The sequence below is a fragment of the Curtobacterium sp. SP.BCp genome (genome assembly GCF_051903255.1).
Classification (GTDB): Bacteria; Actinomycetota; Actinomycetes; order Actinomycetales; family Microbacteriaceae; genus Curtobacterium.
The window spans coordinates 2,050,400-2,061,958 of the sequence record NZ_CP194338.1 but is presented as its reverse complement, the minus strand read 5'-3'; the positions used below and the strand labels follow the sequence as shown (position 1 = coordinate 2,061,958).

Sequence of the window (11,559 nt, the reverse complement as noted above, 5' to 3'; positions counted from 1 at the left end):
CGAGTGCGTGGGCGGACTCAGCGCAGGACGCGCCGGGTCCGCCGCCACCACCACTTCACCCGCATCGACACGGTGAGGACATTGGTGCGACGCCACTCCAGGTACTCCGGCACCGTGGCGCCGTTCTCGTACGCCCAGTACTCGTCGTCGTCACGATCGGGGTCCATCGCATCGGGCAGTGGCTTCAGGATGGGCATCAGCGTTCCTCCGCGGGGTCGTCGGTCCGGTCAGGAGAGCCGTCGTCCCGAACAGGCGTGCGAGCCACCCGGCGCAGCGCTCGCGTCGCGAGTTCACGGTCTGGCTTGGACCACCACGCTACGTGCTCGAGTTGCCGGAGCACAGCGATCGAGATGTCGTACTCCGCCCGGGACTTGCGGTCGCCGATCGACCAGACGAACCTCCGCCAGGCGTGGTCGCGGTTCGCCACCCTGCGCGACTGGAACGCGCCGAACCAACTGACGACGGCGGCGCAGACCGCGGCGATGACCGCGCTGACGAGTGCTGTCTCCATGCCCCGATCCTCCGTCGCACGCGCCGGCCACGGACGCGACGCGAGCCGACCTGTGGAACGCGCGCCGTGCCTCCCGGCTGTGCAGGGACCGTCCTCGTACCCGCACCGCACCCGCCGGACCCAGGCCACGGGAGCACACTGGGTCGGTGCCCACCCCGCCCCGCCTGAGCGACCTCGGCCAGCAGGACGCGGACGTCGGCAGCCTGCGAACCCGCGGCCGCCGCTTCGCCGAGCTCCTGCGCATCGCCCGACGTCACCACCTCGTCCCGTTCCGCCGCCTCGACTTCTCCCGGGATCCGGGAACGAGCGACCTGCGGCGTGACCAGGCCGAACACCTGCGTCGAGCCCTCGAGGAGGCCGGCGGCGGGTTCGTGAAGATGGGGCAGCTGCTCTCCACCCGTGACGACCTGCTCCCGGACGAGTGGACCGAGGGGCTCGCCCACCTGCAGCGGAACGTGACGCCCGCGCCGGCCGGCCAGGTCGCCGAGCTCCTCGCGACGGAACTGCACGCACCCGTCGACGAGGTCTTCGCGTCGTTCGACCCGGAGCCCGTCGCCGCCGCGTCGATCGCGCAGGTCCACCGTGCGCGCCTGCACGACGGCACCGAGGTCGCGGTCAAGGTGCAACGGCCCGGCATCGACACCGCCGTCCGTCGCGACGTCGACATCGCGCTGCGGGTCGTGCGGTTCCTGACGCGGACGAGCACGGAGGCACGGCAGGTCGGCGTCGTCGACGTGGCGGCGCAGTACGCGGCGGACCTGGTGCGGCAGGTCGACTTCTCCTCCGAGGCCCGGAACCTCGCCGCGCTCCGCGCCGCGCAGGCCAGGAGTGCCCGTCCCGACGAGGTGTACCTCCCGGTGCCGTACCCGGAGCTGTCCGGTCGTCGCGTGCTCGTGATGGAGTTCCTCGAGGGCGACACGCTCAGCGCGCTGCGCGCCGAGCGGTCGGACCGCGACCTCGACGCGCCGATGCGCGCGATCCTCCGCGCGTTCCTCCGGCAGGTGGTCTTCGACGGGCTGTACCACGCGGACCTCCACCCGGGGAACGTCGTGCTCCTGCCCGACGGCCGGCCCGCGTTGATCGACTTCGGATCGGTCGGGAGGCTCGACCCCGGTCTCCGGGACACGGTCCAGGAACTGCTGGCCGGCTACCTCCAGGACGACACGGCCCGGATCGCCGACAACGTCCTGCGGATGGCGCCCGTGCGCGATGCCCGCGACGAGGCCGACTTCCGTCGGGACATCGCGCGCTTCGTCGCGGACGAGCTCGGTCCCGGTGCCCGCATCGGCGTGCAGACCGTGGACGACGCCGTGGAGGTCTTCGGGCGCTACCGACTGAAGCCACCGCCGGACTTCGTGGCGGCGGCACGGGCGCTCGCGATCTTCGAGGGCACGCTCCGGACGCTGACGCCCTCGTTCGACCTCCTCGAGGAGTCGCGGGACCTCGCGAAGCAGCAGATCCGCGACCAGCTGCGGCCGTCGGCGCTGCGGGACGTCGCGGTGCGTGAGCTGTTCGGCGTCGTGTCCGCGGCGCGGAAGCTCCCACGTCGGGTCGACCGCATCACGGAGGCGCTCGAGTCCGGGCGGCTCTCGGTGAACATCCGGCTGTTCGGGGACCGGCAGGACCGCCGGCTCGTGACCGGGCTCATCCGGCGCATCCTGCTCGTGCTGCTCGGGTCGGGCGCCGGGATCCTGTCGATCGTGTACCTGACCCTCCCGGCCCGTCCGACGGCGGTGCTCTCGACCGGAGCGGCGGGCGGGCTGCTCGGCGGGGCGACGGTCGTGCTGCTCGGGTGGGCGGCGATCGACGCGTGGCGGGCGCGGCGGCGGGACTGAGGCGGCCGGGGCGGACCCGTCCGCTACACTCGTCGGGGCGTCGCGCCGATCCGGCCAGCGACCGCCGCGCCGGGCCGCAGTGCCCGCGAGACCTTCACAACACCATCGAACGGAAGACCCATGGCGAGCACCACTGACATCAAGAACGGCGCCGTTCTCATCATCGACGGCCAGCTCTGGTCGGTCGTCGAGTTCCAGCACGTCAAGCCGGGCAAGGGCGGTGCGTTCGTCCGCACGAAGCTCAAGAACGTCGTCTCCGGCAAGGTCGTCGACCGCACGTTCAACGCGGGCGCCAAGATCGACACCGCGACCGTCGACCGCCGCGACTACCAGTACCTGTACCAGGACGGCGAGTCGTACGTGTTCATGGACACCGACACCTACGACCAGATCCCCGTCTCGGAGACCGTCGTCGGCGACGCGAAGAACTACCTCCTCGAGTCGGCCATGGTCACCATCGCGATGAACGAGGGCAACCCGCTGTACATCGAGCTCCCGACGTCGATCGTCACCGAGGTCGAGACCGAGCCGGGTCTCCAGGGCGACCGCTCGTCCGGTGGCACGAAGGACGCGACGATCATCGCGACCGGTCACCGCATCCAGGTCCCGCTGTACCTGGAGAGCGGCACCACCGTGAAGATCGACACGCGCGACGGCAGCTTCCTCGGCCGCGTCAACAACTAGGCGACGCCGTATGAGTGCTCGTTCGAAGGCCCGCAAGCGCGCCCTCGACATGCTGTACGTGGCGGAGGTCCGCGAGCTGCCGATCGCGGACGTCCTCGCGACGGAGACCGTCCGGCACCTCGACCAGCCCGAGCGCGCCTCGAGCTGGGACTACGCCCGGCAGATCGTCACGGGTGTGGACGAGGCCCGGCACGAGATCGACTCCGTGATCGTCGACCACGCCCAGGGCTGGTCGATCGCCCGGATGCCGGTGCTCGACCGCTGCATCCTCCGCATGGGCGTGTGGGAGCTCCGCTTCAACAGCGAGGTGCCCGACGCCGTCGCGATCGCCGAGGCCGTCGAGCTCGCGCAGTCCCTGTCCACCGAGGAGTCCGCGGGCTTCGTCAACGGTGTGCTCGGAGCGGTCGCCGGCGGTCGGGTCAGCGGGTCGAAGCAGCAGGATGCACCGTCCGGTCGGACGGTCGCAGGGGGCCAGGAGTCCCGGTAGGGTTGACCACGTCAGCGTCCTTTAAGTCCGTCCGGTGAGGCGGGGAAGGAGGTCGGCGTGGGTACCCGAACGGTCCTGCAGAACACCGACATCACGCGTGCCTTGACACGCATCGCGCACGAGATCCTCGAGGCCAACCACGGCGCCTCGGACCTCGTGCTCCTGGGCATCCCGACACGGGGTGCCGTCCTGGCGGAGCGCCTCGCCGCGATCCTGGCCGACATCGAGCCCGAGTGGGCGGCCGACCGCGAGCAGCGGCTCGGCACCCTCGACGTGACGATGCACCGTGACGACCTCGGCCACGGCATCGGGCGGGCGCCGCACCGGACGACGATCCCGACGAGCGGCATCGACGGCAAGGTCGTCGTGCTCGTCGACGACGTGCTCTACTCCGGCCGCACCGTCCGGGCCGCGCTCGACGCGCTGCAGGGGATCGGCCGGCCGCGCGCGGTCCGGCTCGCCGTGCTCGTCGACCGGGGCCACCGCGAGCTCCCGATCCGCGCGGACCACGTGGGCAAGAACCTGCCGACCGCCTCCGACGAGCGGGTCACGCTGCGCCTGACCGAGACGGACGGCACGGACGAGGTCGTCATCGAGCAGAGCGCGCAGAGCGAGCAGAGCGCGCAGAGCGCGCAGAGCGGGACGCAGTCGGGCGGTGCTGTCTGATGCGCCACCTCCTCTCCACCGCCGATCTCTCCCGCGCCGAGGCCGTCCACATCCTCGACGTCGCCGAGGAGATGGCCGAGGTCAACACGCGCGAGGTCAAGCGGCTCCCGGCCCTCCGCGGCAAGACCGTCGTGAACCTCTTCTTCGAGGACTCCACCCGGACCCGCATCTCGTTCGAGGCGGCCGCCAAGCGTCTCTCCGCCGACGTCATCAACTTCGCGGCGAAGGGATCGAGCGTCTCGAAGGGCGAATCGCTCAAGGACACCGTCCAGACCCTCGGTGCGATGGGCATCGACGGCATCGTGATGCGCCACGGCGCGTCCGGCGCCCCGCGGGTGCTCGCGGACGCCGACTGGATCGACGTCCCGGTCGTCAACGCGGGCGACGGCACGCACGAGCACCCGACGCAGGCCCTGCTCGACGCCTTCACGATGCGCCGCCGCCTGCACGGTGCGGCGAGCCGGGGCCAGGGCCTCGACGGCGTCCGCGTCGCGATCGTCGGCGACGTCCTGCACAGCCGCGTGGCACGCAGCAACGCCTGGCTCCTCCGCACGCTCGGCGCCGAGGTCACGTTCGTCGCCCCGCCGACGCTGCTGCCCGCCGTCGACCGCCCGTTCGGCGCCGCGGTCCACCACGACCTCGACGTCGCCCTCGCCGAGGACCCGGACGTCGTGATGCTCCTCCGCATCCAGCAGGAGCGCATGCACGACGCCTTCTTCCCGAACGAGCGCGAGTACACGCGGCACTTCGGCCTCACGGCCGCGCGCGCCGCGGGTCTCCCCGAGCGCACGCTGATCATGCACCCCGGCCCGATGAACCGCGGCCTGGAGATCGCCGGCGTCGCCGCCGACGACCCGCGCTCGACGGTCGTCGAGCAGGTCGCCAACGGCGTGAGCGTCCGCATGGCCGTCCTCTACCTCGCCCTGACGGGCGACCACGACGCGAAGGAGTCCGTCGCATGACCGCCCACCTCATCCGCGGCGCGCAGCTGGTCGACGGCACGCGCGCCGACATCCGCCTGGAGGCACGGCGCATCACCGCGGTCGGGTCCGGTCTCGACACGGCCGGCGCCACGGTCGTCGACGCCGACGGGCTGATCGCCCTGCCCGGCCTCGTGGACCTGCACACCCACCTCCGCGAGCCCGGCGGCGAGGAGTCCGAGACGGTCCGCACCGGCTCGCGCGCGGCGGCCGCCGGCGGGTTCACCGCCGTGAACGCGATGGCGAACTCGAACCCGGTGGCGGACACCGCCGGCGTGGTCGAGCAGGTGCAGGCGCTCGGGGACGACGCGGGCTACGTCACGGTCCGCCCCATCGGCGCGGTGTCGCAGGGCCTGCGGGGCACCCACCTCTCGGAGATCGGGGCGATGGCGACGAGCCGCGCGCGGGTCCGGGTGTTCTCGGACGACGGCTCCTGCGTCGCGGACCCGCTGCTCATGCGTCGGGCGCTCGAGTACGTCAAGGGCTTCGGCGGTGTGATCGCCCAGCACGCCCAGGAGCCGCGGCTCACGCTCGGCGCCCAGATGAACGAGGGCCGGCTCTCGTCGGAGCTCGGACTCGCGGGCTGGCCGGCCGTGGCAGAGGAGGCGATCATCGCCCGCGACGTCCTGCTCGCCGACCACGTCGGCGCACGCCTGCACATCTGCCACGTCTCGACCGCGGGCAGCGTCGAGGTGATCCGGTGGGCGAAGTCCCGCGGGATCGACGTCACGGCCGAGGTCACGCCGCACCACCTGGTGCTGACCGAGGACCTCATCGCCGGCGTCGACGGCGCGCCGGGGTACGACGCCCGCTACAAGGTCAACCCGCCGCTCCGTGCCCGCGAGGACGTCGAGGCGCTCCGGGCCGCCCTCGCCGACGGCACGATCGACATCGTCGCCACCGACCACGCGCCGCACACCGCCGAGGCGAAGTGCTGCGAGTGGCCCGCCGCCGCGAACGGCATGGTCGGCCTCGAGTCCGCGCTGAGCGTCGTGCAGTCCGCCGTGGTCGACTCCGGGCAGCTCGCCTGGTCGGACGTCGCCCGCGTGCTCTCCGAGGCGCCGGCACGCATCGGCCAGGTCGAGGGCCACGGGCAGCGGATCGCCGAGGACGCGCCGGCCGAGGTCACCCTCTACGACCCGAGCGCGTCGCGGGAGTTCGCCGTGACCGACCTCGCCGGCCAGTCGCAGAACTCGCCGTACCTCGGCATGCGGCTGCCCGGCCGGGTCGTCGCGACGTTCCACCACGGCTACCCGACCGTGCTCGACGGTGCGGTCGTCGACGACGAGACGGTCGCGGCGCGCGCAGCCGAGACGGTCGCGGCGCACGCCGCCGCGGCCCGGGAGGGGGCACGGTGAGCGGCGACGCCTCCCGGTGGCTCACCGGGGGAGTCATCCTCCTCCTGGTGGCCCTGCTGTTCCTCGCGATGGCGCGCACCTGGCGGACCCGGAGCCGCGCGCAGGCCGCAGCCGTGCCTCCCGTCCCGGTCCCGGCCGACCCGGGTCCGCAGGTCGGGTCGTGGGACGGCTTCACCGTCGCGACGACCCGCGCCGACCAGCCGCTGGAGCGCATCACCGCCGGCGGTCTCGGCTTCCGCAGCCGCGGGGGCGTGACCGTCCACGAGCACGGCGTGGTGCTGCACCACGCCGGGGCACCCGACCGCTGGGTCGCGACCGACGCCGTCCGTGGCGCCGACCGCGCCACGTGGGCCATCGACCGAGTGGTCGAGCCCGGGGGACTGGTCCGTCTGCGATGGACGGCGACCGGCGCCGCAGGTGCGACGGACCTCGACACCTACTTCCGGTTCCCGGAGGGCGACGCGGCAGCAGCACTCGCCGCCCTGCAGGGACCGACGACGAAGCACGAGCACCCGCACACCGCGGGCGAAGGGACGAACTGATGACACGCGAACGGGCCGTACTGGTCCTCGAGGACGGCACCCGCTACGAGGGACGGGCGTACGGCGCCCGAGGCCGGTCCCTGGGTGAGGTGGTCTTCGCGACCGGCATGACCGGGTACCAGGAGACGCTGACCGACCCGTCCTACGCCGGGCAGATCGTGGTGCAGACCGCGCCGCACATCGGCAACACGGGTGTGAACGACGAGGACCCCGAGTCCCGCCGCATCTGGGTGGCCGGGTACGTGGTCCGCGACCCCAGCCGGATCGTGTCGAACCACCGGGCGAACGCCACGCTGGACGACCACCTCGTCCGTGACGGCATCGTGGGCATCTCCGGGGTCGACACGCGGGCGCTCACCCGTCGGATCCGCGACGCGGGCGCGATGAAGGGCGGCGTGTTCAGCGGCCCCGAGGCGGACCTGTCGGCGGACGAGCAGCTCGCGGCCGTCCGCGACCAGGCCGCGATGACCGGTGCGAACTTCTCCGCGACGGTGTCCACGCCCGAGACCTACGTGGTCCCCGCGGTGGGCGAGCAGATCGGCCGGCTGGCCGTGCTCGACCTCGGCGTGAAGGCCTCGACCACCCGGTACCTCGCCGAGCGCGGGTTCGAGGTGCACGTCGTGCCGCAGGACATCACCGCCGAGGCGCTCGAAGCCCTGGCTCCCGACGCGTTGTTCTACTCGAACGGCCCCGGCGACCCGGCGGCGAGCGACGCCCAGGTGGAGCTCCTGCAGGACAGCCTGAAGACCGGTCGCCCGTTCTTCGGCATCTGCTTCGGCAACCAGCTGCTCGGCCGCGCGCTCGGCTTCGGCACGTACAAGCTGCCGTTCGGTCACCGCGGCATCAACCAGCCGGTGCTCGACACCACCACGGGCAAGGTCGAGATCACGAGCCAGAACCACGGCTTCGCGGTCGACGCGCCCCTCGGCGAGGTGATCGAGTCGCCCGCCGGGTTCGGCCGCGTCGAGGTCTCCCACTACTCGCTGAACGACCAGGTCGTCGAGGGCCTCCGCGCGCTCGACGTGCCCGCGTTCAGCGTGCAGTACCACCCCGAGGCGGCGGCCGGTCCGCACGACTCGATGTACCTGTTCGACCGGTTCGCGGACCTCGTCCGTGCCCGACGCGACGGCCGGCCGCTCGACGCGGCCACCGCCGACGCCACGACCCCCGCAGCCGACGTCACCAAGGAAGCCAACTGATGCCGAAGCGCGCAGACATCAACTCCGTCCTCGTCATCGGCTCCGGCCCGATCGTCATCGGGCAGGCCGCCGAGTTCGACTACTCGGGCACCCAGGCGTGCCGTGTCCTCCGCGCCGAGGGCGTCCGCGTCATCCTCGTCAACCCGAACCCGGCGACGATCATGACCGACCCCGACTTCGCCGACGCGACCTACATCGAGCCGATCACGAGCGCGTCGCTCGAGGAGATCATCAAGATCGAGCAGCCCGACGCGGTCCTGCCGACCCTCGGCGGCCAGACGGCGCTCAACGCGGCGATCAAGCTCGACGCCGAGGGGATCCTCGAGAAGTACGGCGTCGAGCTCATCGGCGCCAAGGTCGACGCGATCCAGCGCGGCGAGGACCGCCAGCTCTTCAAGGAGCTCGTTCTCGAGTCCGGCGCCGACGTCGCCCGCAGCCACATCGCGCACACCCTCGACGAGGCCAAGGAGTACGCGGCCGACCTCGGGTACCCGCTCGTCGTCCGCCCGTCCTTCACGATGGGTGGCCTCGGCTCGGGCTTCGCCTACAACGAGGAGGAGCTCGTCCGCTTCGTCGGTGACGGCCTCCAGTCCAGCCCCACCACCGAGGTGCTCCTCGAGGAGTCGATCCTCGGCTGGAAGGAGTACGAGCTCGAGCTCATGCGGGACAACTTCGACAACACGGTCGTCATCTGCTCGATCGAGAACGTCGACCCCGTCGGTGTCCACACGGGCGACTCGATCACGGTCGCCCCGGCCCTGACGCTGACGGACCGCGAGTACCAGAACATGCGGAACATCGGCATCGACATCATCCGCCGCGTGGGCGTCGACACCGGTGGCTGCAACATCCAGTTCGCGGTCGACCCGTCGAACGGCCGGATCATCGTCATCGAGATGAACCCCCGCGTGTCGCGCTCGTCGGCCCTGGCATCGAAGGCGACGGGCTTCCCGATCGCGAAGATCGCCGCGAAGCTCGCCATCGGGTACCGCCTCGACGAGATCCAGAACGACATCACGCGGGTGACGCCGGCGAGCTTCGAGCCGACGCTCGACTACGTCGTCGTGAAGACCCCGCGGTTCGCGTTCGAGAAGTTCCCGGCCGCCGACGCCACCCTCACCACGACGATGAAGAGCGTCGGCGAGGCGATGGCGATCGGCCGGAACTACGCCACGGCGCTGCAGAAGTCGCTCCGTTCGCTCGAGAAGCGCGGCTCGTCGTTCCACTGGGACACCCCGGCGGCCGAGCTCGACAAGGACGCGCTGCTGGAGAAGTCGAAGACCCCGACGGACGGCCGGATCGTCACGGTGCAGCAGGCGCTCGTCGCCGGCGCCACCGCGGACGAGGTCTTCGAGGCCACGAAGATCGACCCCTGGTTCATCGACCAGATCGTCCTCATCAACGAGGTCGCCGACGAGGTGCGCGCTGCGGAGACGCTCGACGCGGACACCCTGCGCTGGGCGAAGGAGCACGGCTTCAGCGACGCCCAGATCGCGAGCCTGCGGGGGATCTCCGAGCAGGAGGCGCGCGACGCCCGGCACGCGCTCGGCATCCGTCCGGTCTTCAAGACCGTCGACACCTGCGCCGGCGAGTTCCCGGCCCTCACGCCGTACCACTACTCGTCGTACGACACCGAGACCGAGGTCGCCGCGAGCGACCGCAAGAAGGTCGTCATCCTCGGCTCCGGTCCGAACCGCATCGGCCAGGGCGTGGAGTTCGACTACTCCTGCGTGCACGCGTCCTTCGCGCTGAGCGACGCCGGGTTCGAGACGATCATGATCAACTGCAACCCGGAGACCGTCTCCACCGACTACGACACGTCGGACCGCCTGTACTTCGAACCGCTGACCACCGAGGACGTCCTCGAGGTCATCGAGGCCGAGGCGGCGTCCGGCGAGCTCGTCGGCGTGGTCGTGCAGCTCGGCGGCCAGACGGCCCTCGGGCTCGCGAAGCCGCTCGAGGCAGCGGGGATCCCGATCCTCGGCACCTCGCCCGCGGCGATCGACTCCGCCGAGGAGCGCGGGCAGTTCTCGGCGATCCTCGACGAGGCGGGCCTCCTCGCGCCCCGCAACGGGACCGCGCACGACCTCGCGAGCGCGACCGCCGTGGCCGAGGAGATCGGCTACCCGGTCCTCGTCCGCCCGTCGTTCGTGCTCGGCGGTCGCGGCATGGAGATCGTCTACGACCCGACGGCCCTCGCCGACTACTTCGACCGGATGGCCGACCAGGCGATCATCGGTACGGAGCTCCCGCTCCTGGTCGACCGCTTCCTCGACGACGCGGTGGAGATCGACGTCGACGCCCTCTTCGACGGGGAGCGCCTGTACATCGGCGGCATCATGGAGCACATCGAGGAGGCCGGCATCCACTCCGGCGACTCGGCGTGCACCCTGCCCCCGGTCGGACTCGGCAAGGCCGAGATCCGTGGCGTGGTCGAGGCGACCGAGCGGATCGCGCGCGGCATCGGCGTGCAGGGCCTGCTCAACGTCCAGTTCGCCATCGGCGCCGGCGTGCTCTACGTCCTCGAGGCGAACCCGCGCGCGAGCCGCACCGTGCCGTTCGTCTCCAAGGCGCTCGGCATCCCGCTCGCCAAGGCCGCGAGCCGCATCATGACGGGCACGAGCATCGACCAGCTCGTCACCGAGGGGCTCCTGCCCGAGCGCGACGGCTCGTCGGTGCCCGCGCAGGCCCCGGTCGCCGTCAAGGAGGCCGTGCTGCCCTTCCGCCGCTTCCGGACGCACGACGGCCAGGTCGTCGACTCGGTGCTCAGCCCCGAGATGCGCTCCACGGGCGAGGTCATGGGCATCGACCGCGACTTCCCGCGGGCGTTCCTCAAGTCGCAGGACGCCGCGTACGGGGGCCTGCCGACGAGCGGCACCGTCTTCGTGAGCGTCGCCGACACCGACAAGCGCCAGGTCGTCCTGCCGATCCACCGCCTCCAGCAGCTCGGCTTCACGATCACCGCGACCGAGGGCACCGCCGAGGTCCTCCGCCGCAACGGCATCGAGGTCACCCTCGTCGGCAAGTACAGCGAGGGCGGCGAGAGCGTCGTCGACCTGCTCGCCCGCGGTGAGGTCGACATCGTCATCAACACGCCCTCCGGCGCGGCCGGTCGCGCGGACGGCTACGAGATCCGTGCGGCCACCGTCGCGGCGGACAAGCCGCTGTTCACGACGATCGCCCAGCTCGGCGCGGCGGTCGCCGCCATCGAGACGATCGGTACCGAGCACACGGTGCGCAGCCTGCAGGACTACGCGCTCGAGCGTGCGACCTGGTGACGGCCGGTCTCGTGGCTGC

11 protein-coding genes are annotated in these 11,559 nt (G+C 71.8%); 9 read left to right on the top strand and 2 right to left on the bottom strand.

The window, feature by feature from the left end; all coding sequences use genetic code 11:
• Positions 1-17: 17 nt before the first annotated feature.
• Positions 18-197, bottom strand: a complete 180-nt coding sequence (locus tag ACRQ4C_RS09895; protein WP_290131610.1) for a hypothetical protein — start codon at positions 195-197, stop codon at positions 18-20.
• Positions 197-511, bottom strand: coding sequence for a hypothetical protein (locus ACRQ4C_RS09890; RefSeq protein ID WP_439688543.1), 315 nt, complete (start codon positions 509-511; stop codon positions 197-199). Before ACRQ4C_RS09890 ends, ACRQ4C_RS09895 begins: the two co-directional genes overlap by 1 nt.
• Positions 512-657: 146 nt before the next feature.
• Here ACRQ4C_RS09890 and ACRQ4C_RS09885 point away from each other — a divergent pair, with 146 nt between their 5' ends.
• From ACRQ4C_RS09885 to carB, 9 genes are all read left to right on the top strand, one after another.
• Complete coding sequence (locus tag ACRQ4C_RS09885) at positions 658-2,346, top strand: ABC1 kinase family protein (RefSeq protein WP_439688542.1); 1,689 nt, start codon at positions 658-660, stop codon at positions 2,344-2,346.
• A 120-nt stretch (positions 2,347-2,466) separates the two neighbouring features.
• Positions 2,467-3,030: an elongation factor P gene (efp, locus tag ACRQ4C_RS09880; protein WP_290131613.1), complete on the top strand. Its 564-nt coding sequence runs from the start codon at positions 2,467-2,469 to the stop codon at positions 3,028-3,030.
• A gap of 10 nt (positions 3,031-3,040) precedes the next feature.
• Positions 3,041-3,517 carry a transcription antitermination factor NusB gene (gene nusB / locus ACRQ4C_RS09875; protein ID WP_290131614.1) on the top strand — a complete coding sequence of 159 codons (477 nt, stop codon included), beginning with the start codon at positions 3,041-3,043 and terminating at the stop codon, positions 3,515-3,517.
• A gap of 57 nt (positions 3,518-3,574) precedes the next feature.
• The gene (gene pyrR / locus ACRQ4C_RS09870) at positions 3,575-4,183 is read left to right on the top strand and encodes a bifunctional pyr operon transcriptional regulator/uracil phosphoribosyltransferase PyrR (protein WP_439688541.1); all 609 of its coding nucleotides are present in this window, start codon (positions 3,575-3,577) and stop codon (positions 4,181-4,183) included.
• Positions 4,183-5,145 carry an aspartate carbamoyltransferase catalytic subunit gene (locus ACRQ4C_RS09865; protein WP_290131616.1) on the top strand — a complete coding sequence of 321 codons (963 nt, stop codon included), beginning with the start codon at positions 4,183-4,185 and terminating at the stop codon, positions 5,143-5,145. Before pyrR ends, ACRQ4C_RS09865 begins: the two co-directional genes overlap by 1 nt.
• Positions 5,142-6,521, top strand: a complete 1,380-nt coding sequence (locus ACRQ4C_RS09860; protein ID WP_439688540.1) for a dihydroorotase — start codon at positions 5,142-5,144, stop codon at positions 6,519-6,521. The genes ACRQ4C_RS09865 and ACRQ4C_RS09860 overlap by 4 nt, the downstream gene beginning before the upstream one ends.
• Entirely contained in the window at positions 6,518-7,063 is a 546-nt protein-coding gene (locus tag ACRQ4C_RS09855) for a PH-like domain-containing protein (protein ID WP_290131618.1), read from the top strand. Before ACRQ4C_RS09860 ends, ACRQ4C_RS09855 begins: the two co-directional genes overlap by 4 nt.
• Positions 7,063-8,262, top strand: a complete 1,200-nt coding sequence (carA, locus tag ACRQ4C_RS09850) for a glutamine-hydrolyzing carbamoyl-phosphate synthase small subunit (RefSeq protein WP_290131619.1) — start codon at positions 7,063-7,065, stop codon at positions 8,260-8,262. Before ACRQ4C_RS09855 ends, carA begins: the two co-directional genes overlap by 1 nt.
• Complete coding sequence (carB, locus tag ACRQ4C_RS09845; RefSeq protein ID WP_439688539.1) at positions 8,262-11,540, top strand: carbamoyl-phosphate synthase large subunit; 3,279 nt, start codon at positions 8,262-8,264, stop codon at positions 11,538-11,540. Before carA ends, carB begins: the two co-directional genes overlap by 1 nt.
• Positions 11,541-11,559 lie beyond the last annotated feature (19 nt).

Bases quoted from the DNA above. Each gene is read 5' to 3' on its own strand.
- ACRQ4C_RS09895 (WP_290131610.1), bottom strand. From the start codon at position 197: ATGCCCATCCTGAAGCCACTGCCCGATGCGATGGACCCCGATCGTGAC.
- ACRQ4C_RS09890 (WP_439688543.1), bottom strand. From the start codon at position 511: ATGGAGACAGCACTCGTCAGCGCGGTCATCGCCGCGGTCTGCGCCGCC.
- efp (WP_290131613.1), top strand. From the start codon at position 2,467: ATGGCGAGCACCACTGACATCAAGAACGGCGCCGTTCTCATCATCGAC.
- nusB (WP_290131614.1), top strand. From the start codon at position 3,041: ATGAGTGCTCGTTCGAAGGCCCGCAAGCGCGCCCTCGACATGCTGTAC.
- ACRQ4C_RS09865 (WP_290131616.1), top strand. From the start codon at position 4,183: ATGCGCCACCTCCTCTCCACCGCCGATCTCTCCCGCGCCGAGGCCGTC.
- ACRQ4C_RS09860 (WP_439688540.1), top strand. From the start codon at position 5,142: ATGACCGCCCACCTCATCCGCGGCGCGCAGCTGGTCGACGGCACGCGC.
- carA (WP_290131619.1), top strand. From the start codon at position 7,063: ATGACACGCGAACGGGCCGTACTGGTCCTCGAGGACGGCACCCGCTAC.
- carB (WP_439688539.1), top strand. From the start codon at position 8,262: ATGCCGAAGCGCGCAGACATCAACTCCGTCCTCGTCATCGGCTCCGGC.